The organism is Sphingobium sp. EM0848, from assembly GCF_013375555.1.
Classification (GTDB): Bacteria; Pseudomonadota; Alphaproteobacteria; order Sphingomonadales; family Sphingomonadaceae; genus Sphingobium.
Genome location: NZ_JABXWB010000005.1, coordinates 1,531,015 through 1,554,844, shown reverse-complemented (window position 1 = coordinate 1,554,844; position 23,830 = coordinate 1,531,015). Strand labels below are relative to the sequence as shown.

The following is a 23,830-nucleotide window of genomic DNA, read 5'->3' as shown; positions in this document are numbered from 1 at the left end:
GTGAGATAGCAATCATTAAAAATGAAATAAAACGATGCCGGCTTCATAGCCGGCAGCGTTTTTACATCAAACGAAAATTCTCTAAATTCGCGGCCGATTTTGGGAAAATCTAGCTCTCGCAGATTGCAAGCAGCGTCTTCTTGAGCAGCGTCTTGGTATGGCTGGTGATCGGCGATGCCGCATCGGCGCCCGCCGCCAGTTCTTCAGCCAGCGCGAGATCCTTTTCGCCGATGCCGGCCTGGCTGGCGAAGAAGGCGCGCCGGGCTGCATCCCCCGGATTATTGCGGAAATCGACAAAACCCGCCATTGGCGGGGTCAGATTGCCGTTGCGCTTCATCACGGTCAGCAGCTTGTCCATCGGCACACCCGAGGCCTCCGCCACATTGGCAACCTCGATACCCAGCATGATGCTGCACCAGGAAACGAGATTGTTGCAGATCTTGAGGGCCATTGCCGATCCGAGTGGACCGATATGCATCGTGTTCGTCGAAAAAGCGTTGAGCACCACCTGGACGCGAGCAGCGACGGATTCCTCGCCACCGGTCATGCAGAAGACAAAGGGACCGTCCTTGGTCATTTCGGTGCGTGTAACCGGAGCGTCGATGACGTCGATACCCAAGGGGGCAGCGCGTTCGGCGATGTGCTGGGCGGTTTTCGGCTTGATCGTGCTGTGGATGAGCAGGATCGCGCCCCGCTTCATCGCGGGCAGCAGTGCATCGACGCATTCCAGTACCTGCGTGTCGTCCCGCACGCAGATGCCGACGGCGTCGGCATCCACGCCGACCTCCGCCATGGAAGCGGCGAGCTTCGCGCGGCCCTCGAATTTCGCCAGTGCCTCGGGAAACACGTCGTAAACGGTTAGGTCGAGCGGCAGTTTGGCAAGTTCCCGCGCCTGATCGCCGCCCATGCTGCCGAGGCCGATGAAACCCATTTTCCTGATACTATCTGTCATGAAATATTCCTCAGGCCTTCTCCAAGTTCACGAATGAGGTAACCACTCCGAACGCCCTTCGTAAATCCCAAACGGGGCCTGCATGAATGCCAAACCATTGCGAGAGCGCCAAAGCAGGTCGCTCCGGGCCTAGCTTTTCGGTCCGAAACGAAAAGTCGCGCCGATGCCCCACGTAAAGGGATCGCCGATATAATCGATCGCGGTGCCCAATGTCGGCAACTGATCGGCGAAGGCACGGGTTACATATTTCTTTCCGCCGATATTGCGGCCGAAGATCGACAACTCAAGATTGGGATCTTCGATCTGCAAGGCGATACGCCCACTCAAAAGCCCATATCCCGGAATGCTATTGATCCGGTTGGCGATGGCAACCGCATCGCGATAGGCTTGCGGACGCCGCGGATCGGCGGTGAACAGACCGAAATTCTGTTTTCCGATATAGGCGTAGTTTGCGTAGATTGAGAGTTCGCCAAATGGGGTCGGCACCTTCTGCGTGGCCGATATGCCGAACTGCTTCTTGGGCATTTGCGGCAGAGCCTCGCCGCTGCGATCGACCGAACAGCGGACCGAACCTGCGGCGGTGCCGGTGACGCAATCCGACACGTTGGCGCCGGCGACGGGAACGAACTGCTGCTGTTCGACGAAAGTGCCGGAGACATATTTGCCGTCGAGCAGGGCGAGATTGCCGGAGAGCAGCATCCCTTCCCAGGGAACGGCGCTTATTTCAAGTTCGCCGCCATAGACACGCGCATCGCCCGAGTTGCGGAGAAATTGCGTGGTTGTACAGGCGAGCGCGCCCGGTGGGGTGATGCAGTCGGAAGCATTGCGCTGAACGTCCGACTGCCAAGAATGGAAAGCGGCGGCATTGATGCGCAACCGGTTATCCAATGTACTGAACTTGACGCCGAGTTCAACGTCCCTGACCTTCTCAGGCTTGAACGGCGGTGTCGCGGCCGAACCGTTGCGCATATTGAAGCCGCCAGCCTTGGATGCGGCGCTCGTCTTCACATAAGTAAACAGGCTGTCGGTGATTTCCACATCGATACCCGCCGTCCAAGCGGGGTAATTATATTTGACCGAACGCGGCAGGCTGCACGGCGTAACGAAGTCGGGATTCGAGACCAGTTCGGGCGCGCAGGTGTTGGCGGCAAGGTTCGTTCTGTTCATCAAAACAACCTCTCGCTTATCCCATGTCCAGCGGACGCCGCCGGTGAGACGGATCTTGTCGGTCAGACGGTAATAGCCCTGGCTGAACAGGCCGACCGAGACATTCTTCACTGTGCCGTAATTCAGGCCGAAACCGAAATTGGGTGCGGGGGCTGCGGGCGCGAACGACCCGAAGGTCTGCGATACGGACGATTCACGGCCGCTTTCCGTCGAATAATAGCCGCCGAGAATATAGCTGAAGCGGTCGCCCAATTCCCCGGAGAACTGAAGTTCCTGCGAATATTGATCGGACTTGTAGGCGCTTTCGGCCGCCAGAATCTGGGCAGGTGTGCCATCGAGTTCGTTCAGGCCGATCGCGTTGCTGTAGCGATAGGCAGAGATCGATTTCACAGTGACGGAACCGATTTCGCCATCGATCGTGAGATTGCCGCCATAAGCCTCCAGCCTGTTATAGGCGTTTCGGCCGCCTGCGGTCAGAAAACCGTAATTGGACCCGACTGGCGGATTGGTGCTGAACGGAATGCCATAGGCATCGTACCAACGGGCCTTGCTGTGCAGATAGGGCGCGAGAGGGGTTGCCGCATTGATCGCGCCGATCGCCGCGCTGGCGCCCGGGTTGACCGCCGCAAGGCCGACGAACTGGCCATGATCCTTGATGATGTTATAATCGCCGCTGAGCGTGGCGGTCCAGTTGCTGCCGGCGGGCGCCCAACGCAATTTGGCGCGGGCATAATGGCTGTTGCGGTCCTTGAGTTCGCTGTTCGAGGTCACATTCCGGGCATAGCCATCGTGATCCACGAAATCATAGACGAAGCGCGCCGCCAGTTCCTCGCCCATCAACGGCACGTTGAGAACCGCGTCGACATTGCGATAATCATAGTTGCCGCCCTGAATGCGGAACTGCCCTTCAAAATCACCCGTAGGATTAGCCGTGACGATGTTGAGCGCGCCGCCGGTGGTGTTGCGACCGAACAACGTGCCCTGAGGGCCTCGCAGAACCTCAACCCGTTGCAGGTCGATGAGATCGGCCGAACCCTGCGAGGGACGCGGAATATAGACGCCGTCGACATAGGTCGCGACGGAAGGATCGTTGGCAACGCCCGGATTCAATGCCGGCATGCCCCGGATGGAGATATAGACGAAGCCCGAACCGCCCGGCGCGCCGGTCGCGATCGACAGGCTGGGCGCGGTGCGCTGCAGACCTGCCACATCGCCGACCTGCGCCTGTTTGATCATTTCGGTCGACAGTGCGGTGACGGCGACCGGCGTGGTCTGGATATTTTCCTCGGTCCGCCTGGCGGTGACCACAATATCCTCAATCCCCACAGGTCCGGCCTGGTCCACCGCCATTGCCGGCGCACTGGCTGCGAAAAGAGCCGGCAAGCTCGCCAATGCAGTCGTCTGGAGCCATTTACCTGAAGCCATATCATCCCCTCCCTGGGCGCTGAATTCGGGCAGGGTGCTGTTTCACCTCATGCCCATGCGACAGAGCGCTAACATCAGGAAGGGACGCGGAGAACCAGCTTGAGCGCCATGTCATGCCAGCGATCAAACTAATGTCCTCTTCGCGATGCTTTGGAGACTTTTCGACCACTCGGCCATGAACGCGATGACGGTTTCGCGATGGGATGTCCGGATTGCGCGATATGATTGCGAGTCGACGTGCTGCGGACAAGGCCCCATAATATCCGCTCATGACCGGGGTCAATGACCAGCATGGAAGGCAAGCTCTGAACGCAGGCGCGACACACATGGATCGGTTACTGGCGCAGTCGCCTTTGCATGCTCCGCGTTCGAAGCTGCCGGTTTTATCATATCGTGCTTTGCGGCGCACACAGGCGTGAATGGAAAGGGACGGAAGGTGCAATGGCAGGCGGGCGACCTATGATGCAGTCAACGGGCACCATCCTCCCATGCCAGCCGCTCACCGTATCCTATTTCCATGTCGAGAACAGCATCATCGCAAACGGCATTCGTGCCGATATCCGGCATTTTGCGTGGGAACGCAGCTGTGACGCCAGGTTCGAGCCGAACAGTCACTATCTCGACTATTCGCTCGGCCCGCGCGCGCGCGAGGCGCGTCTGCTGCCCGACGGCAAGCGCCATGCGCCACCCTTTGGCGAGGTTTCCTACCTGCCAAAGGGGAGCCAGTTTGAAGCGCGCTGCGAACCCAGCGAATATCGCATATTCTGTTTGACCTTCGAAAGCCTGACAGCCGATCAGCTCTTTCAGAATGAGGCAATGCCTTCGTCATTGCCCCCCTGTTTCGACGTCAAGGCGCCGTGGGTCCGTCAAGGCCTCGCCCGCCTCGCCCAGGAAGTGCGCAATCCCGGTTTCGCGCCCGACATCATGGTCGAAACCATTGCATTGTCGCTGGTCATCGACCTGTGTCGCCACCTTCAGATCCCTCACAAATCCGATGACACCGCCGATCCACGAATGGCGGGCTGGCGCCTGCGCCGCCTTCAGGAGCGTATCGAGGCCGGACTGGCGGGGCCATTGTCGATCGTCGATCTGGCCGAAGAATGCGGCGTCAGTTCACGGCATCTGATGCGGACCTTCAAGAACACGGTCGGGAAGACCTTGGGCAATTACATTGCCGATGCGCGGATTGCGCAGGCCAAGCGAGAACTGGTTCAGGATGGCACCCTCATCAAGGTCGTCGCGGGCAATTGTGGTTTCCAGAGCGTCGCGGCCTTCAGTGCCGCCTTCCGCAAGGCGACCGGCCTCAGCCCCCGGGGTTTCCGGCAGGAGATGCTGCGCGGCTGACGCTGGAGCGGTTATCCGATGCAATCAGATAACCGCTCCAGAACCAATTTGACCGGTCAGACCTCATGCGCCCGCAGATCACAGTCCCGGGCCATGGGAATATTCAGTCCCATTGCAGGTGGAGATCCGGCACATGCAGAATATTGCCCACGAAATATGGCACTTTGAAGCCGTCCTTGATCCGGAATTCCGGCAAAGTCGTGACAAATTCCTCAACCGCGATTTGCAGTTCCAGCCGCGCCAGATGCATCCCCAGACATTTGTGAATACCGCTGCCCAGCGACATATGCGGCGCCTTACGGTCGAAGCGAATGGCCTGAGGATCATCATAGAAGGCCGGATCGCGACCGACCACGGGTGAGCTGAAGGCCACATAATCCCCAGGCATAATCTTCTGCCCCTGAATTTCGATGATCTTCGTCGCGATGCGGAAGGCCGTGACCGGCGCGAAGGCGCGGAGGAACTCTTCGACCGCGAGGACGATCAGCGACGGATCAGCGCGCAATTCATTCTGCTTGTCCGGGTGAGACGCCAGATAGTTGAAGATATTGCCGAGCAGCGACGTAACCGTGTCCAGTCCACCGATATACAGGTTGAAACAGTGCCCCAGCACCTCGTCATCATTCCACAGGCGGTCATCCACCTCAAAGGTCAGAACCTTGCTGATATAGTCATCGCGCGGCTGCTGGCGGCGGGCCTCAATCTCCTCCAGCAGATAGTCTTTCACACAGCGCACGGCATTGCCGCGGACTTCCCAGTCATTGGAGTGGAGCATTTCCTTTTCCCATTTGAGGAATTGCGCCATTCTTTCCTGTGGCAGTCCAAGCAGATCGAGGACGATGAAGATAGGGAATTTCTCCGAAAATTCCTCGATGAAATCGCACTGTCCCCGGCCCTTGAAGGCATCGATCAAGGTCCGCGCACGCTCACGCACCTGTTCCTTCATCGCGAACATCTTCTGCGGCGCGAAATGACTGTTCAGCGCCTTGCGGTAACCGGTATGAATGGGCGGGTCGGCTTCGGTCGGAATGACCAGCCAGTTCTCGCCGATATTCTGCGCCCATTTGCCCATGCCGTTCTTGGTGAAATTGTCGGCGTCGCGCAGCATCGCCTGCACGTCCTCGGCATTTTTGAGCAGCCAGCCGGGCTGGTCACCGGGAAAGATGTTGGTGACATAGGTGATCGGCGGCAGGTCCGCATGCATGGCCGGAATCAGCACCTCCTGCGGATTGTCGTAGATCACCTGCCGGGAAAAGAGCGGCAGAGCCATCGCCAGTTCGGGCGGCACATGATCCGGAAGGGGCTGTTGCGCAGGTTTGGTCATCATATTCTCCGAAGCAAAAAGAGATAATTTCCACCCTTGCCAAAGACAGGTGTGGTCCTGGTCATCCGATCGAGACTGGCGGCCATGCGGATGATCCGCACTGACAGGAGGCGATGCGCATGAGCGAGGCAGAGGTGCCGGATCTGGAACAGGCGATCCGCGACAATTACCGGCTGTGGAACGAGGGGAAGCGTGACGAACTCGACCGGCTTTTTCGGGCGCTCGGTCCCCAAGGCTTTACGATCGAATATGTCGGATCGCCTGCCGTCGACGGTAGCATCGCGATGGCGGAGATGTGGGCGGAATATGGCGGAAAATGCACGACCGAGCCGCTGGAGGTGATCGTCAACGGATCGGAGGGCGCGGCCTATGTAGCCAATCGCCTGCAAACCAAGGATGGCATTGTGACGCTGCCGAGCCTCGAAACCTACAAGGTCGCCGATGGCCGGCTGACGATCCGCTATTTTCATCGGACCGCTCATTAACCCCCTAAGAACCGAAGTGCAGGCGTTGGACACAGCTTAGTCCTTCGCCTGCATGAAGGCCAGCAAATCGGCATAATGGGGCTGGTGGACAAGGCCGCCGCCAGAAATGGATATATTCTCGCCCGTGATGTAGCGCGCCTCGTCCGAAGCAAGAAAGGCGACCAGCGCGGCGATATCATCGGGCGTGCCGAATTCCGGTGTCAATATATGCCGCTGAATGATCTCCTTCAGGCCCGGCACGGTTTTTTCGAGGGCTTCGGTCAGCACCACGCCCGGCGCGATGCTGTTGCAGCGGATATTTTGCCGCCCATGCTGGGTCGCCACATATTTGGTGAGGCCGATGATCGCCGCCTTGGACGAGCCATAGGCAATGCGCGCAAGATCCCCGGCGGTGCCTGAATTGGACGCTGTATTGATGATCGAACCGCCGCCACCGGCAACCATATGCGGGATCGCATATTTGCATCCCAGCAAATAGCCGGTGAGATTGACGTCGAGAATCTCGCGCCAGATCCCGATCGGAATGTCGACGGCGGTGGTATCCTGCGGACTTTTGTCAGGATCGGTCATCGCCGCATTATTGTGTAATATGTCGAGCCTGCCGAAATGGTCGACGGCGCGATCAACCATCACCTTTACCGACTGCGGATCGGCGGCATCGAACTGGACCGCCAGCGCCTTGTCCCCCAACGGGGCGGCCGCGCGGACGGCCGCCTCCTCGAACAGATCGGCGATCACGACGCGAGCCCCCTCCGCAACGAGGCGCCGCGCGACAGCGGCACCGATACCACCGCCGCCTCCGGTGACGATCGCCACCCTGTCTACCAACCTCATCATCTTTCAAAATTCCCCGGTCATGGGCTGGCGGGAGAAGGCCGTATCGACCACATATTCTCCCGCCATCCGCTTTATCCGATCAGAATTTAAACGTCGTTTCCACGCCATAGGTGGCCGGCTGGCCAACATAGGCGGCCGTGATGCCCAATGTCCGATAGAGATCGGGGAAGCGCCGCAACAGATACTTCTTGTTCGTGATGTTGCGACCATAGACGGCGATTTCAACATTGGGATTTTCAAGCTGGAAGGCGATACGGCCGTTGAAAATGCCATAGCCGGGCACACGGCCAAAGCGGTTTTCCGTGTCATAGGCGGCCTTGGTCGCAGCCGACGCCTGGTCCGCCGCCCTGACGGCATCGAAATGCTGAGCACCGACATAGGAATAGGCGCCGGTGACAGCAAGCGTGCCCCCTCCCAACGGAATTTTCTGCGTGGCGCTGATATTGAGCTGCTTCTTGGGCAATTGTAGCAGCGGCAAACCACTCAGGTCGACGACGCAGCCATTGACGACCCCAGCGCCGTTCGTGCAGCCACTACCGGCCACCACCTGAATCTCACTGAAGCTGCCCTTCACATATTTACCGTTTTGCAGCGAACCGTTGACGCTGAGCGTCATGCCTTCCCACGGCACAGCCGTGATTTCATTTTCCATACCCCATATACGGACCTTGCCGTTGTTCTGAATATATTGGGTGACGCCGATGCCGGTGACGAAGCTATTGACGATCGCCTGATTGTCGTCCTTCCACGTGTGGAAGACCGCGGTGTTGAAGCGCAGACGGCGGTCGAAAAGATCGACCTTCAAGCCTGCTTCGACGTCTTTCACCTTTTCGGGGGCGAAGGCGGGCAGACCCCCTGCCCGCAGGTTCCAGCCACCGGCCTTGGCCGCGCCACGGGTCGCGAGATAGAGGAAGAGATTGTCGCTGGCCTGCCAGTCAAGACCCAGATTCCAGGCCGGATAATTGAATTTGGCATTCTGCACCTGATTACAGGTGGTGGCCGTAACCGGTTCCGTCGGAGTCACCGTACAGTTGATGCCCGTCGGCGTTCCCGCCACGGCGACATTATAGGGTCGGCCATATATCTGCGCATTATGCAGCACGCTGTCGCGGGTGTCCCAGGTATAGCGGAAACCGCCCACCGCGCGCAGCTTTGGCGTCAATTCATAATAGGCCTGGGCAAACAGGCCGAAAGTCTTGTTGGTGACATCGGCGTTCGAATCACGGATCAGTCCACCAAAAATCTGCGACCGACTGAATTCATAGCCGCTCTCCTTGCCCGCATAGGCGCCCGTGATGAAGCTGAGGCTGTCGGTGATATTCCCGGAAATCTGAAATTCCTGAGAAACATAATAGGAACCAGACCCCGCGAAGGTCGCCAGCAACGGGGCGGCGGTGCCATCCGTGTCGTTCTGACCATAATTCATCGAGTGGCGATAGCCGGTGATGGACTTGAAGTTCAGGCCGCCCAATTCGACATTCAAAGTACCGGAAAAGCCATATACTTCGAGCGTATTAAATGGCCGCACGCCATAAAGTGCCTGCGCTTGCGGAGTCAGCGTACCGATGGTGGCCGGGATCGACGTGCCGGTCGTTGTATTACCCCACCAGTTATCCTTGGTCAGGAGGCCCGCAGTAAGTCCCGGCTGGAAGGCGGCTGGAACAATCGCCGGATTGAAGGCCCAGAGCGCGATCTGCTGACCATGGTTGGACTGGCGGTTCCAGTCGCCCGACAGGGTCAGATCCCAGCCATTGCCCTCATATTTGAGCTTGCCGCGAACGAACTTGCTGTTGTTGTCGGAAAAGTCGCGCTTGGTGAGAAGATTGTCGCCATAACCGTCCCGATCGTTGATCGCCCCGCTCAGACGGATCGCCAGGCCTTCCGCAAGCGGCACGTTGATATTGGCCTGCGCGCCCAGCGTACTGTAATTGCCAAATTCTGCCTTGAACGCACCGCTGAGTTGATCATTCGGGTCGTTGGTAACGATGTTGATGGCACCGCCAGTCGTGTTACGGCCGAACAAGGTACCCTGCGGTCCGCGCAGCACTTCCAGCCGCTTGACGTCCTGAATATCGGTCATGCCCGTCGATGGACGGGGAATGTAGATACCGTCGATATAGGTGGCGACGGCGGGATCGTTAGCGAGGATCGGCTGGAGATTGCCCTGACCGCGAATGGCGACGAAGACGATACCGTCGCCGCCTGCCGAACCACGACCGATGACAAGGCCCGGCGCGGTGCGCTGAAGATCGACGACATTTTCGACCTTGGCGGTCGTCAGCGCTTCGGGCGTAAGCGCAGTAACGGCGATAGGCGTGGTCTGAAGACTTTCCTCGGTACGGCGCGCGGTGACCACGATATCCTGAATGCCTTCGCTGGCACCCGATTGCGGCTGCTGCGCATAGGCAGGCTGTGCCATTGCAGCAATCAGCGCGCCTGTGGCGATCGCACCTAAAGTAGCGGTCTTGCTCATTTTTCCCTCCCCATCATTTTATCCAACTTCGATTTGTAAACGCAGAATGCGTCTAGCTTGGCGATACTATGCTCCATAGTGGCATGCTCCCGATTGACTGTGCGGCGACAGAATTTGGCCGCCGATCGATAGTTTCCTGTTTGCCGGGTCAATGGACCTGCGGCGGCTGGCAGCGGAAATCCTTGGGCGTCTGGCCCGTCGCGACGCGAAAGGCAGCGGAAAAGGCCGAGGTGCTGTTAAAGCCGCACCGCCAGCTGATTTCCTTGATCCGCGCACCGTCGTTCCGCAGCAATTCCTTTGCCAAAGCGATGCGGCTGCGCGCGACAAACTCGCCCAGGCTGACGCCCGTTCCATCCTTGAACACGCGGGCGACATGGCGCACGCTCATGTTGCAGTCGCGCGCAATATCCGCGACGCCAAGGGGCGCGGACAGATTGTCCATCACATAGTCGATGATATTGCGCACCTGCCGCGCACCGCGCGAAGTCGCGCTGCCCAGTTCCCGTGGACACATATGCCGGACCAGTTCCACCGCCAGCCCCATGAGCATCGATTCGACAAGAGTCTGGCTCGCAAAGCCGGGTGCCCGCAATTCCGCGGCCAATCCCGCAAAAAGGCGGCGCATGGAAATATTCTGGACATCGCCGCAGGGCTCCACCCTCTTCAGCGGCTGCTCGCCGTCGAACAGTTCTTCCAGAAATTCTTCCCCCAGCGCGACACACACAAGATGCCGTTCCTGCAGCGCGGGTTCACCGACATATTGGCGATGCGGCGGCATGTAGAGAATGTCACCCGATGCGACACGCCGATCCGGCCGGCCCATGCTGACCATGCTGCGTCGCGGCTGACCGTCGAGCGAATAATCCAGATAATGCTTTTCAGGGCTGAATATGCCGCTGCTGGGCAAAACCCAATCGAAATGACGCAAATCCACACGGGCATCGCGAACGGTCGCCACCGCTTCGATGTAGAAATTCTTGACCCCGAACCTGTCCTGGCCGGTCCAATCGCTCTCCGGACGAAACATCGCTACCTCTGCCTGTTTCTCTTCTCTCCCTGCATCAGATAGGCGCAGCATCCACTTTTACTTCTATCTTCGGATAGGTGGTCAAGACACCAGGGGGAGGCACATCCATAAGCCGTACTCGATACAATCTGGCCGAGGGCGGCATGGGGAACATATGCCATGCGTTTCTCACGCACTCAGCCTGATATCCAAAAACAGGAGGCGCTCAATGTCCATCGCACCGCTCTTGCAGCAGCGGACGCCATGAGAGCGCTGTCGGAAAAACCCGCCGCCGTCAGCCATTATCCTTGGTATGTGCTGGGCATATTGACGCTGGCGCAGACCTGCCATGGCATCGATCGTGCCATCATCGGGCTGGTGCTGGCGCCGGTCGGGCATGAATTTGCCCTGTCGGACGGGCAACTCGGAATATTGGCGGGCTTTGCCTATGGCATATTTTTCGCCCTCGCCGCCCTGCCCTTCGGCGTAGCGGTCGACAACTGGAACCGTCGCAACCTGATGGCTGCGGCACTCACGCTGTGGAGCGGCGCGACCGCACTGTGCAGCCTGGCGACCGGATTCTGGACATTGCTTATAGGCCGTGCCGCGGTAGGGACGGCCGAAGCGGGCGGTTCACCGACCGGCATGTCGTTGCTGAGCGACTATTTCGGGGAGGACCGACGCGCAACCGCCATCGGCATCTGGTATCTGAGTTCAGGTATCGGCCTTGCCATCGCCTTCATCGTGGGCGGCGCGATCGTGCAGAGCGCCGGATGGCGCTGGGCATTTGTGGCCGCCGGCGTGCCGGGACTGGTGCTGGCGCCCCTGCTGCTGCTCACCGTCAGGGAACCGTTGCGCGGCGCGCATGACGGGCCGGCCCCGCTGCAAGGAGAGACGCTGAGGCTGGTGCAGCGTATCCGCCTGCTCGCGGCTCGTCCAGGACTGCTTTACTGCATCTTCGCCATCGTCCTGATCGCGGCGGGGATTTACGGCATGAGCACATGGCTCACCACTTTCCTGATCCGGGTCCACGGCATGCCCATTGCGCGGGCGGGTCTACTCATCGCCATTGCCTATGGCGGCCTCGGTTCCCTGGGCGGATTTCTCGCGGGCTGGGTGATCGACCTCATCAACCGGCGCCGTGGCGGCTTCGATCCGGCGCGCACATCCCTGTTCGGCGCGGTGATCCCCCTGCTGACGGCAGTGACCGGCGTCGGCACCGTGCTGTTCCGAGACCTTGATCTGATGCTGGCGCTGCTGATGGCCTGCGGTTTCCTCAGCGCTTCCTATAACGGGCCGATCTACGCCGTCATCGTGACGATCGCCGGGCCGCGCCTGCGGGGCCTTGCGGTATCTCTGGTACAATTGGGGGCGAACCTGATCGGCGTGGGCGCCGGCACCTATCTGATCGGCGCCGTCAGCGATTATATCGGTGGTACAGCGGGTGTCGCCTGGGGGATCGGCACCGCCATGCTGTTCACCTTTGCCGGGGGATTATTGTTGCTGCTGGCGTCGCGCGCGATCCGCCGTGCCCAAAATAGCGGCGAAGCATAAGAAAAGGGCGGCCTGGTTCTTCGACCAGACCGCCCTTTGTCATGCACGCCCAGTCATTTGGACGCGGCGTTGCGCTCCTTGCGCCGTGCCTTGGCGGCTTCGATCCCCCGGAACACGGTGGTCGTGTTGCCCGCCCCGGCATAGAACAGTATGAAGAGCGGCAGGAAATCCAACTCCTCATCGGTGAATTCATCATTGATAAGAGCGCCGTTCATCTGGATCTCAACCAGATCGGCGCGTCCCAGCATTGCGGTCGCGCCCAGAACCAGCAGTCGCTTCTCCCGCATCGAGAAGATATCGCTCGCCCACAGATTGGCGAACTGGTTTCCGACGATTTCCTGATTGAAGGAAGAGTCCCGATACGGACGGGTCATCTCCGACGATCCTGGTCCATAGACCTTGTCGAACACTTCAAGGCCCTTCTGCCACTGCGCTTCGTCGATACTCATGCCTTTTCTCCCATTACATTTTCAAGGCCGACGACCGCCTGATCGGTCCGGCGTGTCAGTTCAACCAAGGGCAACGCGATGCCATAGCTGCGCGCCAGATCGATGGCCGCATCCAGATCCTTGACCATCAGCCCGCGCGTATATTCGCGCACCGCCGCTTCCTGCTCGCTGGACGACGGATCGTCGCGTACCGCCAGCATCAACGGTCCGCCCACGCTGTCCGAACTGGCGTCGATCACTTGCGCAAGTTGGCGGACATCCACCCCGGCATTGCGACACAATACGGACGCTTCATAGCCGGCGCGCAGGCAGCCAAAGACGATGACGTTGCGGGCGATCTTCGCCGCCATGCCCGCGCCGGGGCCACCCATATGCGCCACCAGCTTGGCAAATCCGTCCAGCACCGGGCGCACATTCGCAATGGTCTCATCCGTGCCGCCGACCAGGCAGACGAGGCCATGTTCGCGGGATTTGGGGCCACCGGTCACGCCGCAATCGACCAGTTCCACGCCTGCCTCGTCGGTCAGGGCGCGAATGGCGTCCAAGTCCTCGATCGAGACGGTCGCCACCAACACCACGACCATGCCCGGCCGCGCGCACGACAGGACACCGTCGGGGCCTGACAGCACCTCGATCGTCTGTTTTGCGTTGACGACGGCGATAATCACAACATCAGCCTGCGCGGCCAGTTCCGCCGGACTGGCGACGACGGGCGGCACCCCTTCCAGCGTGTCGGCTGCATCGGCACGAATATCATAGACCGCCGCCAATTGATTCGTCCGCGCGAGGCATATGGCGACACCCGCGCCGATCTGCCCCAAGCCGATAACCCCTGCTCTTCCCATCCTCATCATCCTTTCCGCCGCCTGCACGCGGTCCTGTAATCGACAGGCCGGAAAGGTGGCATAGCCAAGACCGACGCGTCATCCCGTTCAGGGCTGCATGGCCGAACCTCGACAGCTTTCCCGTCCTTCACGACGCATTTGCCTCCAGCGGCAGATTTTTCGCGGCGAGAAGATAGTGGAGAACCGCGATCAAAAGCACGGATGCGGATAGCTGCATGCTCAGTTGCAGACCGCTTGCCGCAGCCGAGAGACAGGCCGCCGGCGGTGGCACCCTCCCCGCAGCAAGCCCCGAAGCGAGACAGTCGGCGGCATAATTCCCATCGTAGAGAAACACGGCCAAACGATCGCTGAGATAGCCCAATACCACCGATCCCAGTCCTAGGTCGCGTTGACAAAGTGAGGCAGCCATTTGCGGATGGCTGCAAGGTTCAGGAAGCTGGCGAAAGATAAGGCGGTTTTATCATATCGGGTGGCGATACGGCGGAACTGCTTGAGATGGCCGAACATGCGTTCGATACGGTTTCGGTCACGATAGCGCCGGAAGTCGCAGGGGATGGGCTCTCGACGATTGGCCTTGGGCGGGATGATCGGCAGGATGCCCTGCATCAGCAGATTTTCGCGGACAGCGTCGCCGTCATAGCCTTTGTCGGCGAGCAGGGCCTTTGGCTTGGCGACAGGGATCGCCATCAGGGCATCGACAGCGCCATAATCGGAGGCTTCTCCGCCGGTCAGGATGAAGCCGAGAGGGCGTCCTTGATTGTCACATCGGGCGTGGACTTTGCACGTAAAGCCGCCGCGTGATCGACCAAAAGCCTGCGCACAAGCCCCCCTTTTCCGCCCACTGCCGAAACATGGCCGCGAACTATGGTGCTGTCGATCATGTGTTGCCAGTCGTCGGTCAGCCCCAAATCCACCAATGTCGCCAGGATGGCATCCCATACGCCCTGTTCGGCCCAGCGCCGAAACCGCACATAAACCGAGTTCCACAGACCGTACCGCTCATGCATGTCGCGCCATGGGCAGCCGACCCGCAACACATGCAGCATGCCGTTGAGAAAGCGCCGGTTGTCATGAGCAGGCCGCGATTTACGGCCTCGCTCCGACGGCAATAGCCCCGCGATTACATCCCATTCCTCGTCCGTCAGATCACCCCGAGCCATTGCCACTCCCTGCAAAGAGAAGCTCTGAATCAGAAATCAGGTCGTTTGGGAATCCACTTTGTCAACGGCACCTAGCCTTGCAAAGAGGATAAAGGCCGGGCATTGGGTGGCGTCACCGCGCAATGGACGCCACGCTGGTTTACGTCGCGATTGATCTGAAAATGCGACAGGAACAGCATGAATCGCAACCACGCTTCATCGGAGCGGTCCTCTGACATGCAGGCCGACATCGCCGATAAACGGCAAAGCAGCCCCCCCCCAAGCAAGCCACCCGCCGATTGAAACGGTAGATGTCGCGGATATTCCGGGTAGTGGCCAGTTGTACCTGCTTAAATGCGGCAAGGAATTTTCCATCCAATTCGGCAACGACGAGTTGATGGGAAGTCAGGACCATGTCTCGGAAATGGCGCTGGCCACCCTGACGAGCGAGCGTCTGGCCAAGAAAGACGGCCATGTGCTTGCAGGTGGGCTTGGCATGGGCTTCACCCTGGACGCAGTCCTTGCCTCCTGGGCTTCCGATGCCTTCGTGACTGTCGCGGAACTGGTCCCCCAGATCATCGTCTGGGCCAAGGGGCCGTTGGCGCATTTGTTCAAGGAAAACCTCATGGACCCTCGCCTCAGCCTTCACTTACGCGACGTCCACAATATCATCGCGGAAACATCGGAGCACTTCGACGCTATCCTGCTGGATGTCGATAACGGGCCGGACGGATTCATCACGCCCTTGAACGACCGGCTCTATTCCCATGCCGGTATTGCCGCTGCTTACGCCGCATTGCGGCCGGGCGGGCTCCTGTCCGTCTGGTCGTCCTATACGGACGATTGCTTTGCAGGAAGGCTTGAGGCGTCAGGTTTCAAAGTCGATGAAATCATCCTGCCAGCCTATATCGGCAGTACGGAGCGGTGGCATAATATCTGGTTCGCGGCCAAGCCAGATAAGCCCGCCCATCTATCGAATATGCAGTGACCCCTCCTCCTCCCGGCGCAAAACGGAAATGATCTTGGCATAGGCCCTTGCCTGCTCTTCATGCTTCCTCTTCTCGTCAGGACAGGTGGCGAGATCGGCATGGTTCAGTTCCGCCTGCCGGCGGCGGTCGAGATAATCGAAGCGGTCCATGCCTATTTCCGATTGAGCGAGGGAGCCCATTGTCGAGCCATGTGAGACGCGGAACGCGTTACGGCGCCCTCTATCAGCTTGTCCTTCATCAATATGCGGAAGGCGTCGGCATCCCGGGGATCGAGCATCACGACCCTCGCCCCACCGGAAACAAGAGCCTCCACAGCGGATATCCGGAATGCGTGCTTCGCGCAGGCCGCCTCGATGACATCCGTGGTGGCCCAGACATTGACGACCCTGCTCATGCCGCACCGCCTTCCACGTTGAATGGGAAAGGGTTGAAGGACATCGAGCCATCGGGCCGTGAGGAGCGGTAGGGATGGGGATGACGGCGGATGCGCGCTGCATAGCCCTGCGCAAGCCGTTGATGGGCGCGACGTGCGACGGGGCAGTGCGCGAACCGAGCGCGCAGCAATTCCTCCTGCTCACATTTCAACAGATAATTCAGGTCTTCCATGACGAAGCTCCTCGGCTGGCAAGCGGGAGCACGACGGTCTCTCTGTCACGGCGAATGCTTGCGGCAAATTTCGCGCAATAATGGCTAAATAGCATGGAATATCCTTCCCGTCTCGCGGTAAAGACGCATGGATTTTATAAACTTCTGTTCGGGTCGGGTAAGGGCTGCTACGAAAGATTATCGGGTTTTTCGTCCGCGCGATCCGACAGAGAGACCATCGTGCTCCCGCGCATGAGGGAGTACGGCATGCAGGAAGGAGATCTCTCTTTTCAGGCAGCACTGATCGCATCGGTCGTCGTGTTGATTTTTCTTGGCTGGCGCATCTTCGGACGCGGCGGCTGAAACCTGAATATTATGCCGCCGCATGTGCGTCGGTTGTTCCAGACTATGATCGAAGGCCTATGACGATCCAGCCTCAATCCCCCCAATCGCTCTCCAGGATTCAACAGAACTGGCTTGCCGCCAATGAGCGGCGACTGCTCAACTGGCTGTGTCACCGGATGCCGTCCTGGATAACGCCGGATCGCCTGACGGCGACTGGCATGGTGGGCGCGATCATGATTTTTGCGGGATATGTCGCCAGCAACATCGCCTCATCCTGGCTGCTGCTCGCCATTGCGGGCTATGCCGTGCAATGGTTCGGTGACTCCATGGACGGCAGTCTGGCGCGATACCGTCATATCGAGCGCCCGTCCTACGGCTATTTCATCGATCATAGCTGCGACGGATTGGCGACGCTGCTCATCCTGGCTGGGATCGGCCTCAGCCCGTTCGTCACGATGGACGTCGCCCTGATCGCACTCGCGGGCTATCTGTTGCTGTCGATCCATGCCTTTCTGTCGGCGCGGGTGTTGGGCGAATTGAAGCTGTCCTATCTTTCTGCCGGACCGACCGAACTCAGGTTTATGCTGATCGGAATGACCATCATGATGATGGCGCTGGGGACAGCGCCCGGACTCTTCGGGCACTGGTCGGGCTTCGATATATTCGTGGGGACGGTCGGATCGATCCTGATCGTCCTCTTCATCGGCCAGACGCTGGTCACAGGCAGAAGGCTCGCCCTCGCGGAAACGGAGCGCCGCATCTAAAAGTGAAAGACAGGGGCATCATAGCCCTTATCGCCATGGGACCGCATATTTGCTGGGAGACCGCCATGACCGCCCGCCTTGCCCATTTCTCCATTGAAGCCGAGGACGAAAACTATCGCCTGAGACTGGTCCTGGGCGACAGTACAATCCTCGACATAGGCGCATCCTTCGACCAGCTTGATCGACTGGGTGAAGAGATAGACCGGCGCCTCGACACCGATCAGGATTTACTGCCACCCGAACTCTAGAGCGCGCTGCGTTAAATCCGACGTGGGTTACGCGCTCTAAGTTTTGGTTGTTGCATCGTTTAGGCTCCCACTTTTCCGCACCATCCTCTAAAAAGGCCTGCGGTGGAAGATGTCAGGCGTCGGTCCGCTCTTCCAGGCGCTGCTCCACAGTGCGCAGGCCTTCGAAGCTCTCTATGGCCAGGTCTAGCGGCCTTCCGCCCAATTTCTCGTCATTCCCGTTGAGAAACGCGATGGCGTCCTGTGCACCTAGCCGGGCGATGGCCAATTGGGAAATACGGCCTTGCCGCGCCGCCTGTTCCGGAGAAAGGCGGGGCCCATTGAAATGTCTGCCTGATTGTCTAGCCAATGCGCCGCTCCTGATAGGCCATTTTGTCGGTTGCCTGTTGTTTTCGGTCGGCCTCGCCCTTCAGGACCCGGTCGGCCATAGCCTGCCATGCCGCCTTTGCGCGCAAGCAACGGTCGCGCACATTGGCCAGATCGGTCTCCCCCGCCTCGCGGTCGCATTGGGCGACACGCGCCAGGTAGAAATCGCTGGTGACGGACATGGGCAGTCTCCCGGATGTAATCGAACCGCGGCGTTTCAGCCGACCATTTCGGCCACGATGCGGCGCAAATCCGGAACCGAAAGAACGCCTGCGGGCACAGGCCGATGTTCCGGACGGCGCATCTTGCGAAAAGCGGAAGGGCCATTGGAAAGGCCGGAGATATTCGGAAATTTGAAATTCATGATGATCCTGATGAGCGCGTATGGGCGCACAATGATTAAAGGTGGCGCGCATATTCGGCGCTGCCTATGCCCGCCGCGACAGGGGCGGGCCTGGTGTGTGTGGACGGCTTCACTCATCCAGCGCACGAAAATGCCGGACAGAATCCGGCTCGAAGGCAGGAGGCACAGCATAGCCCCCTCAAACCCTTGAACATTCCCCGCACTCTTGCCAGCCGTATCGACAGGAAAGCGGGGAATGCCACCCCGGCATCGACATAGACCATGCCAGGAAACGCTGGTTCCACGCGGACGATCCGCCTGGCCGTCCTGTCAGACGCTTGCGAGATTGATGGCTGACTGTTTGCCGCGACGATCGGTCTCGACCTCGTAGCTCAGCCGCTGATCCTTCTGCAGCGTCGCCATGCCCGCGCGTTCGACGGCGGAAATGTGCACGAAACTGTCGCCGCCGCCGTCTTCCGGCGCAATGAAGCCATAGCCTTTGTCGGCGTTGAAGAATTTTACGATGCCGATGGGCATGGGGATGTTTCCTTTCACGAAAACAGGATACCCGCCCGCAAAAGCACGAGCGGAGCCGATAGCGCGAGAAGGGAAGGAGCACCCAAAGGGGCAAATTCCGTCGCAGGCGACGTTTAGCGCGCCTCATATGGCAGTTGACAGGGCAAAAGTCAATCCGCCCTCACCTGATGCGTTCGAAAGCCTTTAATTCTCGGGCTAAGCCATAACAAAATTAACGCGAGACAATATGAATGAAGTCCATCCCGATCAATGGACGGCACAGAAACAGGCTCAGTGAATTGATCGTCAGCCTAGTTATTGTGTCAGACCATCCAACGCTTCGTTAAGCTGGAGAACTTCCTCTGCTGAAAGATCAAAGCCGCTTTCCAGTTTTTCCTTTGCCATGTGCAAAAGATAGGCAAGGCGTTCGAGTTTCATGAGGGAGCCAGCATCATCCGACTCCAACTGCCGGGTCGCCCCGATCAACATATGGGCGGGGTCGAGGCCTTTTCCAGTAGGACCCATCATACACTCCCACTTGATGAGGGAGCGCATATGTCTCTCAGTCGCTTGCAATATACAGCGATGCCTTGATCCTAACATGGCGGCGATGGCACTTCTATATCGGCTATCGTTTCAACCCTCGCCTATTTGCCTGACCCGTGCACCCCCGGCAGTGCGGCGCAGGGCATCGATGGCATTCCGGCAGTCACTTGCATTGGTGTAGCTGCCGCTGGCGGCTTGGACATGGCCATCGGCCGTGCAGAAACGCCACCGCCAATCCTCAGGCCCGGCACGGCTGGCCAGCATATGGGCGGGCATGACCCGATAAATTTCGAAATAGGGTTCAGCGCGATCGTTGGAAACCCATAAGGGTATGGAACGCCAGGGAACCGATCCCAACAGACCAGCGTCATTCCGGGCCGATGAGGCATAGTCCGGCTGCGATTGTCGGTTGGCCATATCCCGTTCGACAGGCTTCCCGGCGAGAATCCCAAAAGCTTCAAAAAACGGATGGTCCAGAGAACCGGACATTGTCATCCTCCAGCTATGCAAGCGGGAGCGCATAAGTCTCTCTGTCACAGGAAGCTTGCGGCGGAAAATCGCGTGATCCCGTTCCATAGCACATCCTGCCATGAACCGCGCATCGATTCGCGATGCGTGCGGATCAAAGGCTGGCTTCATGCCTACCGTTCCTATACTGTCCATGGATCGGTAGCGCGTTCCCGCAGGCTTCGACCGGCTGAGAGACCGGATTGTGCTCCCGCTTGCTGACGGGATAATGAAAATGGCCGAACCTCTTTCCCATCGAAACATTGTACGCAGTTGGCACGAGTGGGAGATCGACGGGCGCGAACGGCGTCTCATCCTGGTGATTGAAACCGATGTCGAGATGCGACCGGAAGCTGAGGATTATGACGCGATCCTGATGGAAGAGGTACGAACGGCGGCGGTTGCACTGTTACGCGCCACCCCCAGTGCAATCGACCGCATTCGGATCGTTCCGGTGCGCTATTGATCACGCTGGCCGCGCCACGGCTTCCATCCTCGACGATCAAATCGCCAATTTGGCAAATATCGACATGCGACAGGGACGTTCGGTTATGGTAGATACTTCTATCACTGCTTCATCCCCGAAGGCGTAGAGTGACTGAGAGACATTGCGCTCCCGCCTATGAAAGGAGGAGCGTCATGCATATCACTGGTGCCGGGTTAAGCCTCATTCAAGCGTGGGTTGTTGCCGAAGGTCGATTTTCTCCCACGAGTCTGCCGCTTATTGAATTGCAGGACCGCGTGTTCCTTGCCTTGGGAGGCGTTCAAAGGAAACTTGTCGAAGGGCGTCGTCTTACCAGGGCGGACAAGCGCATCCTGGAAAGCTCCATGAAGGCGTGGGGACAAGCGTGGGATTGGGGGACCGCGCATCCTGTCGGTGACTGTCATGAATGACCTGTGGTCTTGGTTTCGAGACTTCGCACCAGTCATCGTGGGCGTTGTGCTCCTGCTCGGTCTCATATTCAGGTACAGAAGGAAGAATATTGCCCAGCAATTAACGCTAGAAAATAGGAAAATCGATTTGCAGACAGATCCAATGTCTTCCGCTGAAATATCTCCCATCGATCTCGATGAAACACATAGAAATAATTTTCCAAAGAAAGATAACATTGAGCATAATGATTTAATGAAAAGATATGAAATCAAACATGTTATTGTTGATCAGTATGAATATGGCCGATTCCGATATTCAAATCTTGATGATGCCGTTGCGCAAGCTCGGCGGGATGATAAAATCTCTTGAGCGATGTTGAGAATGTCAGCTCGACTTGGTGATACTTCCAGAACCTGCCAGGTCGCAAATCGCCAGCTTTGGGTGTCCAAGATGAAAAACAGTCTGTCCGCGCCTGGGGGCAGGCATTCATCGCCTGAACAATGGCAAAGAGTCGACGGCAACGATACCGATAACGAGGAATTCATGCCATCGTACTGAACCGCCCCGGCATTGCCGGAGACCCCAACTCCTGAGAGGAAGGGTCAATGAGCAAGACGACGAACAAATTTGCGCCCGAGGTTCGAGAGCGGGCCGTGAGGATGGTTTTCGATCACGAGAAGGAACATCCGTCTCGCTGGGCGGCGATGATTTCTATCGCCGAGAAGATCGGGTGCTCGGCGCACACGCTGAACGAGTGGGTAAAGAAGGCGGAGGTGGACAGCGGCAAGCGCGCTGGCGTGCCTACCGAGATGGCTGATCGCCTGAAGGCGCTGGAGCGCGAGAACCGCGAGTTGCGCCAGGCCAACGAGATCCTGCGAAAGGCATCGGCGTATTTTGCCCAGGCGGAGCTCGACCGCCCGTTCAAGCGATGACCGCGTTTATTGACGCACATCGCGCGGAATATGGGGTCGAGCCGATCTGCCGGGTTCTGCCGATCGCCCCTTCCACTTACCATGAGCGTGTCGCGCAGCGACGCGATCCTTCGCGATTGTCGGCGCGTGCCCAGCGCGATCAGGCGTTGAAGCCTGAGCTATTGCGCGTGTTTGCCGAGAACTTCGGCGTCTACGGCGTGCGCAAGGTTTGGCGGCAGATGAACCGCGAAGGCTTCGACATCGCGCGATGCACGGTGGAACGGCTGATGCGCGATCTGGGTCTGCAAGGTGTGATCCGAGGCAAGCCGGTACGCACGACGATCAGTGACAAGGGGGCTCCTTGCCCGCTCGATCAGGTCAACCGGCAGTTCTACGCCCCGGCGCCCAACATGCTGTGGGTCTCGGACTTTACCTACGTCGCGACCTGGGCGGGGTTCGTCTATGTGGCGTTCGTGATCGACGTTTTCGCCCGCTATATCGTGGGCTGGCGCGCCAGCAGGACAGCGCATGCCGGCTTTGTTCTGGATGCCTTGGAACAGGCCATTCACGACCGCAGGCCGGTCCATCGTGGCGGCCTCATTCATCACAGCGACCGCGGATCCCAATATGTGTCCATTCGATACACCGAGCGCCTTGCTGAAGCTGGCATCGAGCCCTCCGTCGGCAGCGTTGGCGATAGTTATGACAACGCCTTGGCCGAAACCATCAATGGCCTTTTCAAGGCCGAGGTGATCCACCGGCGCGGGCCATGGCGTTCATTCGAGGCGGTGGAATATGCCACGCTCGAATGGGTGGACTGGTTCAACCACAGGCGACTGCTGGAGCCGATCGGCAATATCCCTCCGGCGGAAGCCGAAGCGCAATATTACGCCATGCTGGACGACACACCCCTGGCAGCGTAACTCAAATCAAATGGGCTCCGGCAATGCCGGGGCGGTTCATACCGGCACTTTGAATTATTGCATAACCTGCTGCGCACGACCGTCCTTCTCCCTGGCAACCTTCCGTCGTCCAGGGGCAGCATCGATACCGTGTGAGCCTGTCCAGTCGCATCTGACCGTATAAGGCCTTCAAGACAGGCTGATCTTCGTAGATAATCCCCGTGGCATGATGCTCTGCTACCCGAACGGCTCTGGACAATATTTCGGATATTGTCTGTTCCACCATTCGACGAGAGACCAATCTTTCATTTTCACAATTCTTGTCACGATAGTGACCAACGCAACCATAGCGCTCCTTGCTGAGGTAGCAAAAATCGCTGCCGCAATTCCCGCAGATCAGCAGGCGAAAATGGTGGGACGGAGGCGGCGCAAGACCAAGAGATCGAGCCTCTCTCGACGTTCGCACGCCATCAATCAGAGGCGCATGGCGCCGTTCCAACAAAACCTGGCGTTGCTTCACCTGTAACCACAGCGCCTCATTCACAATCATCAGGTCTGGAACGTCTTTCCAAATCCATTCAGATTCCGGATTCTGGCGCGCCAGGCGCTTCCCTGTGTGGGGATCCTTCACATATCGCTGCCGGTTCCAAAGGAGCTTGCCACGGTAGAGTTCATTATTAATGATACCAGTTCCCCTGGCTCTATGACCTCTGATCGTACTCGCGATCCATCGGCGTCCACCCGGTCCCGGAATGGCTTCTGCATTCAGGCTTGCGGCGATGATATTGGGAACTTCCCCTGCGGCAAAGATCGTGCCCCGCCGAGTGGTGTAGGTTCTGAGGGTAGCGAAACTGACCGGACGCGCGCTCATCGATAAAGCGCTGTAGCGGCCGGTCAGTTTTGCGGGTGGCCATCGGCGAACTTCGGATAAGCTTGG

General features: G+C 58.8%; 29 protein-coding genes, 1 pseudogene and 1 other annotated feature. Of the genes and pseudogenes, 11 read left to right on the top strand and 19 right to left on the bottom strand.

The genetic code is table 11. The features are described 5' to 3' along the window. Positions 1–109 precede the first annotated feature (109 nt). Both HUK73_RS25190 and HUK73_RS25185 read right to left on the bottom strand, forming a co-directional pair. Entirely contained in the window at positions 110–952 is an 843-nt protein-coding gene (locus HUK73_RS25190; protein WP_176594467.1) for an NAD(P)-dependent oxidoreductase, read from the bottom strand. A gap of 129 nt (positions 953–1,081) precedes the next feature. Further along, a complete protein-coding gene (locus tag HUK73_RS25185; protein ID WP_176594466.1) occupies positions 1,082–3,544 on the bottom strand; it encodes a TonB-dependent receptor in 2,463 nt (820 codons plus the stop codon). A 459-nt stretch (positions 3,545–4,003) separates the two neighbouring features. Between HUK73_RS25185 and HUK73_RS25180 the strand changes: the two genes are divergently transcribed. After that, positions 4,004–4,888 (top strand): helix-turn-helix domain-containing protein, encoded by an 885-nt coding sequence (locus tag HUK73_RS25180; RefSeq protein WP_176594465.1) that lies wholly within the window; start codon positions 4,004–4,006, stop codon positions 4,886–4,888. Between the two features lie 103 nt (positions 4,889–4,991). Here HUK73_RS25180 and HUK73_RS25175 read toward each other — a convergent pair whose 3' ends face one another. Beyond that, positions 4,992–6,215 (bottom strand): cytochrome P450, encoded by a 1,224-nt coding sequence (locus tag HUK73_RS25175; RefSeq protein WP_176594464.1) that lies wholly within the window; start codon positions 6,213–6,215, stop codon positions 4,992–4,994. A 116-nt stretch (positions 6,216–6,331) separates the two neighbouring features. On the opposite strand from HUK73_RS25175, the gene HUK73_RS25170 reads away from it, so the two are divergent. Continuing rightward, entirely contained in the window at positions 6,332–6,697 is a 366-nt protein-coding gene (locus HUK73_RS25170; RefSeq protein ID WP_176594463.1) for a hypothetical protein, read from the top strand. 36 nt (positions 6,698–6,733) lie between these two features. On the opposite strand, the gene HUK73_RS25165 is transcribed toward HUK73_RS25170, so the two are convergent. From HUK73_RS25165 to HUK73_RS25155, 3 genes are all read right to left on the bottom strand, one after another. Next, positions 6,734–7,534: an SDR family NAD(P)-dependent oxidoreductase gene (locus tag HUK73_RS25165; RefSeq protein WP_176594462.1), complete on the bottom strand. Its 801-nt coding sequence runs from the start codon at positions 7,532–7,534 to the stop codon at positions 6,734–6,736. A gap of 79 nt (positions 7,535–7,613) precedes the next feature. After that, the gene (locus HUK73_RS25160; RefSeq protein WP_176594461.1) at positions 7,614–10,007 is read right to left on the bottom strand and encodes a TonB-dependent receptor; all 2,394 of its coding nucleotides are present in this window, start codon (positions 10,005–10,007) and stop codon (positions 7,614–7,616) included. Between the two features lie 148 nt (positions 10,008–10,155). After that, positions 10,156–11,034 (bottom strand): AraC family transcriptional regulator, encoded by an 879-nt coding sequence (locus HUK73_RS25155; protein ID WP_176594460.1) that lies wholly within the window; start codon positions 11,032–11,034, stop codon positions 10,156–10,158. Positions 11,035–11,193: 159 nt separating this feature from the next. On the opposite strand from HUK73_RS25155, the gene HUK73_RS25150 reads away from it, so the two are divergent. Continuing rightward, positions 11,194–12,567, top strand: a complete 1,374-nt coding sequence (locus HUK73_RS25150; RefSeq protein WP_255326545.1) for an MFS transporter — start codon at positions 11,194–11,196, stop codon at positions 12,565–12,567. 53 nt (positions 12,568–12,620) lie between these two features. Here the strand turns inward: HUK73_RS25150 and HUK73_RS25145 are convergent, their stop codons facing one another. From HUK73_RS25145 to HUK73_RS25130, 4 genes and pseudogenes are all read right to left on the bottom strand, one after another. Beyond that, the gene (locus HUK73_RS25145) at positions 12,621–13,016 is read right to left on the bottom strand and encodes a carboxymuconolactone decarboxylase family protein (RefSeq protein WP_176594459.1); all 396 of its coding nucleotides are present in this window, start codon (positions 13,014–13,016) and stop codon (positions 12,621–12,623) included. Continuing rightward, complete coding sequence (locus HUK73_RS25140) at positions 13,013–13,861, bottom strand: NAD(P)-dependent oxidoreductase (protein ID WP_176594458.1); 849 nt, start codon at positions 13,859–13,861, stop codon at positions 13,013–13,015. The genes HUK73_RS25145 and HUK73_RS25140 overlap by 4 nt, the downstream gene beginning before the upstream one ends. A 127-nt stretch (positions 13,862–13,988) precedes the next feature. Continuing rightward, positions 13,989–14,222 carry a hypothetical protein gene (locus HUK73_RS25135; RefSeq protein ID WP_255326544.1) on the bottom strand — a complete coding sequence of 78 codons (234 nt, stop codon included), beginning with the start codon at positions 14,220–14,222 and terminating at the stop codon, positions 13,989–13,991. Positions 14,223–14,239: 17 nt separating this feature from the next. Continuing rightward, positions 14,240–15,021 (bottom strand): annotated as a pseudogene (locus HUK73_RS25130) (IS5 family transposase). A gap of 319 nt (positions 15,022–15,340) precedes the next feature. Between HUK73_RS25130 and HUK73_RS25125 the strand changes: the two are divergent. Further along, positions 15,341–15,988: a spermidine synthase gene (locus HUK73_RS25125; RefSeq protein WP_255326543.1), complete on the top strand. Its 648-nt coding sequence runs from the start codon at positions 15,341–15,343 to the stop codon at positions 15,986–15,988. Here HUK73_RS25125 and HUK73_RS25120 read toward each other — a convergent pair. The 3 genes from HUK73_RS25120 to HUK73_RS25110 are packed head-to-tail and all read right to left on the bottom strand — an operon-like array spanning position 15,971 to position 16,595. Beyond that, on the bottom strand, positions 15,971–16,138 hold the full coding sequence (locus HUK73_RS25120; RefSeq protein ID WP_176594457.1) for a hypothetical protein: 168 nt from the start codon (positions 16,136–16,138) through the stop codon (positions 15,971–15,973). The genes HUK73_RS25125 and HUK73_RS25120 overlap by 18 nt on opposite strands. Positions 16,139–16,140: 2 nt before the next feature. Further along, complete coding sequence (locus HUK73_RS25115; protein ID WP_176594456.1) at positions 16,141–16,383, bottom strand: hypothetical protein; 243 nt, start codon at positions 16,381–16,383, stop codon at positions 16,141–16,143. Further along, positions 16,380–16,595, bottom strand: coding sequence for a hypothetical protein (locus HUK73_RS25110; protein WP_176594455.1), 216 nt, complete (start codon positions 16,593–16,595; stop codon positions 16,380–16,382). Before HUK73_RS25110 ends, HUK73_RS25115 begins: the two co-directional genes overlap by 4 nt. Before the next feature lie 93 nt (positions 16,596–16,688). Between HUK73_RS25110 and HUK73_RS25105 the strand changes: the two genes are divergently transcribed. The 3 genes from HUK73_RS25105 (at position 16,689) to HUK73_RS25095 (ending at position 17,931) form a co-directional block, all read left to right on the top strand. Beyond that, positions 16,689–16,937 (top strand): hypothetical protein, encoded by a 249-nt coding sequence (locus HUK73_RS25105; RefSeq protein ID WP_176594454.1) that lies wholly within the window; start codon positions 16,689–16,691, stop codon positions 16,935–16,937. A 59-nt stretch (positions 16,938–16,996) separates the two neighbouring features. Next, positions 16,997–17,683, top strand: coding sequence for a CDP-alcohol phosphatidyltransferase family protein (locus tag HUK73_RS25100; protein WP_176594453.1), 687 nt, complete (start codon positions 16,997–16,999; stop codon positions 17,681–17,683). A gap of 65 nt (positions 17,684–17,748) precedes the next feature. Then, on the top strand, positions 17,749–17,931 hold the full coding sequence (locus HUK73_RS25095; RefSeq protein ID WP_176594452.1) for a hypothetical protein: 183 nt from the start codon (positions 17,749–17,751) through the stop codon (positions 17,929–17,931). A 112-nt stretch (positions 17,932–18,043) separates the two neighbouring features. Here HUK73_RS25095 and HUK73_RS25090 read toward each other — a convergent pair whose 3' ends face one another. From HUK73_RS25090 to HUK73_RS25070, 5 genes are all read right to left on the bottom strand, one after another. Then, the gene (locus tag HUK73_RS25090) at positions 18,044–18,277 is read right to left on the bottom strand and encodes a hypothetical protein (RefSeq protein ID WP_218036724.1); all 234 of its coding nucleotides are present in this window, start codon (positions 18,275–18,277) and stop codon (positions 18,044–18,046) included. Beyond that, positions 18,270–18,476: a hypothetical protein gene (locus HUK73_RS25085; protein WP_176594451.1), complete on the bottom strand. Its 207-nt coding sequence runs from the start codon at positions 18,474–18,476 to the stop codon at positions 18,270–18,272. The genes HUK73_RS25090 and HUK73_RS25085 overlap by 8 nt, the downstream gene beginning before the upstream one ends. 491 nt (positions 18,477–18,967) lie before the next feature. Further along, the gene (locus HUK73_RS25080; protein WP_176594450.1) at positions 18,968–19,174 is read right to left on the bottom strand and encodes a cold-shock protein; all 207 of its coding nucleotides are present in this window, start codon (positions 19,172–19,174) and stop codon (positions 18,968–18,970) included. 294 nt (positions 19,175–19,468) lie between these two features. After that, positions 19,469–19,708, bottom strand: a complete 240-nt coding sequence (locus tag HUK73_RS25075; RefSeq protein WP_176594449.1) for a hypothetical protein — start codon at positions 19,706–19,708, stop codon at positions 19,469–19,471. Positions 19,709–19,789: 81 nt separating this feature from the next. Beyond that, positions 19,790–20,188: a YegP family protein gene (locus HUK73_RS25070; RefSeq protein ID WP_176594448.1), complete on the bottom strand. Its 399-nt coding sequence runs from the start codon at positions 20,186–20,188 to the stop codon at positions 19,790–19,792. Positions 20,189–20,441: 253 nt separating this feature from the next. On the opposite strand from HUK73_RS25070, the gene HUK73_RS25065 reads away from it, so the two are divergent. From HUK73_RS25065 to HUK73_RS25050, 4 genes are all read left to right on the top strand, one after another. Then, a complete protein-coding gene (locus HUK73_RS25065; RefSeq protein ID WP_176594447.1) occupies positions 20,442–20,672 on the top strand; it encodes a hypothetical protein in 231 nt (76 codons plus the stop codon). 173 nt (positions 20,673–20,845) lie between these two features. Further along, on the top strand, positions 20,846–21,100 hold the full coding sequence (locus HUK73_RS25060; RefSeq protein ID WP_176594446.1) for a hypothetical protein: 255 nt from the start codon (positions 20,846–20,848) through the stop codon (positions 21,098–21,100). Further along, the gene (locus HUK73_RS25055) at positions 21,093–21,449 is read left to right on the top strand and encodes a hypothetical protein (RefSeq protein WP_176594445.1); all 357 of its coding nucleotides are present in this window, start codon (positions 21,093–21,095) and stop codon (positions 21,447–21,449) included. Before HUK73_RS25060 ends, HUK73_RS25055 begins: the two co-directional genes overlap by 8 nt. Positions 21,450–21,685: 236 nt before the next feature. After that, positions 21,686–22,914 (top strand): IS3 family transposase gene (locus HUK73_RS25050; protein WP_176594444.1). Its coding sequence is split into 2 segments (ribosomal slippage): positions 21,686–21,974 and positions 21,974–22,914, totalling 1,230 coding nucleotides; the frame shifts between segments, so codons are not numbered across the junction. Further along, positions 21,967–22,083, top strand: a sequence feature (AL1L pseudoknot). Its footprint overlaps the gene before it by 117 nt. Before the next feature lies 1 nt (position 22,915). Here the strand turns inward: HUK73_RS25050 and HUK73_RS25045 are convergent. After that, a complete protein-coding gene (locus HUK73_RS25045; RefSeq protein WP_176594443.1) occupies positions 22,916–23,764 on the bottom strand; it encodes a recombinase family protein in 849 nt (282 codons plus the stop codon). Positions 23,765–23,830 lie beyond the last annotated feature (66 nt).

What these genes read in the sequence shown, in the direction of transcription:
- HUK73_RS25190 (WP_176594467.1), bottom strand. Translation starts at nt 952, where the DNA reads ATGACAGATAGTATCAGGAAAATGGGTTTCATCGGCCTCGGCAGCATG.
- HUK73_RS25185 (WP_176594466.1), bottom strand. Translation starts at nt 3,544, where the DNA reads ATGGCTTCAGGTAAATGGCTCCAGACGACTGCATTGGCGAGCTTGCCG.
- HUK73_RS25180 (WP_176594465.1), top strand. Translation starts at nt 4,004, where the DNA reads ATGATGCAGTCAACGGGCACCATCCTCCCATGCCAGCCGCTCACCGTA.
- HUK73_RS25175 (WP_176594464.1), bottom strand. Translation starts at nt 6,215, where the DNA reads ATGATGACCAAACCTGCGCAACAGCCCCTTCCGGATCATGTGCCGCCC.
- HUK73_RS25170 (WP_176594463.1), top strand. Translation starts at nt 6,332, where the DNA reads ATGAGCGAGGCAGAGGTGCCGGATCTGGAACAGGCGATCCGCGACAAT.
- HUK73_RS25165 (WP_176594462.1), bottom strand. Translation starts at nt 7,534, where the DNA reads ATGATGAGGTTGGTAGACAGGGTGGCGATCGTCACCGGAGGCGGCGGT.
- HUK73_RS25160 (WP_176594461.1), bottom strand. Translation starts at nt 10,007, where the DNA reads ATGAGCAAGACCGCTACTTTAGGTGCGATCGCCACAGGCGCGCTGATT.
- HUK73_RS25155 (WP_176594460.1), bottom strand. Translation starts at nt 11,034, where the DNA reads ATGTTTCGTCCGGAGAGCGATTGGACCGGCCAGGACAGGTTCGGGGTC.
- HUK73_RS25150 (WP_255326545.1), top strand. Translation starts at nt 11,194, where the DNA reads ATGCGTTTCTCACGCACTCAGCCTGATATCCAAAAACAGGAGGCGCTC.
- HUK73_RS25145 (WP_176594459.1), bottom strand. Translation starts at nt 13,016, where the DNA reads ATGAGTATCGACGAAGCGCAGTGGCAGAAGGGCCTTGAAGTGTTCGAC.
- HUK73_RS25140 (WP_176594458.1), bottom strand. Translation starts at nt 13,861, where the DNA reads ATGGGAAGAGCAGGGGTTATCGGCTTGGGGCAGATCGGCGCGGGTGTC.
- HUK73_RS25120 (WP_176594457.1), bottom strand. Translation starts at nt 16,138, where the DNA reads ATGGACCGCTTCGATTATCTCGACCGCCGCCGGCAGGCGGAACTGAAC.
- HUK73_RS25115 (WP_176594456.1), bottom strand. Translation starts at nt 16,383, where the DNA reads ATGAGCAGGGTCGTCAATGTCTGGGCCACCACGGATGTCATCGAGGCG.
- HUK73_RS25110 (WP_176594455.1), bottom strand. Translation starts at nt 16,595, where the DNA reads ATGGAAGACCTGAATTATCTGTTGAAATGTGAGCAGGAGGAATTGCTG.
- HUK73_RS25105 (WP_176594454.1), top strand. Translation starts at nt 16,689, where the DNA reads ATGGAATATCCTTCCCGTCTCGCGGTAAAGACGCATGGATTTTATAAA.
- HUK73_RS25100 (WP_176594453.1), top strand. Translation starts at nt 16,997, where the DNA reads ATGACGATCCAGCCTCAATCCCCCCAATCGCTCTCCAGGATTCAACAG.
- HUK73_RS25095 (WP_176594452.1), top strand. Translation starts at nt 17,749, where the DNA reads ATGACCGCCCGCCTTGCCCATTTCTCCATTGAAGCCGAGGACGAAAAC.
- HUK73_RS25085 (WP_176594451.1), bottom strand. Translation starts at nt 18,476, where the DNA reads ATGTCCGTCACCAGCGATTTCTACCTGGCGCGTGTCGCCCAATGCGAC.
- HUK73_RS25080 (WP_176594450.1), bottom strand. Translation starts at nt 19,174, where the DNA reads ATGCCCATCGGCATCGTAAAATTCTTCAACGCCGACAAAGGCTATGGC.
- HUK73_RS25075 (WP_176594449.1), bottom strand. Translation starts at nt 19,708, where the DNA reads ATGCGCTCCCTCATCAAGTGGGAGTGTATGATGGGTCCTACTGGAAAA.
- HUK73_RS25070 (WP_176594448.1), bottom strand. Translation starts at nt 20,188, where the DNA reads ATGTCCGGTTCTCTGGACCATCCGTTTTTTGAAGCTTTTGGGATTCTC.
- HUK73_RS25065 (WP_176594447.1), top strand. Translation starts at nt 20,442, where the DNA reads ATGGCCGAACCTCTTTCCCATCGAAACATTGTACGCAGTTGGCACGAG.
- HUK73_RS25060 (WP_176594446.1), top strand. Translation starts at nt 20,846, where the DNA reads ATGCATATCACTGGTGCCGGGTTAAGCCTCATTCAAGCGTGGGTTGTT.
- HUK73_RS25055 (WP_176594445.1), top strand. Translation starts at nt 21,093, where the DNA reads ATGAATGACCTGTGGTCTTGGTTTCGAGACTTCGCACCAGTCATCGTG.
- HUK73_RS25045 (WP_176594443.1), bottom strand. Translation starts at nt 23,764, where the DNA reads ATGAGCGCGCGTCCGGTCAGTTTCGCTACCCTCAGAACCTACACCACT.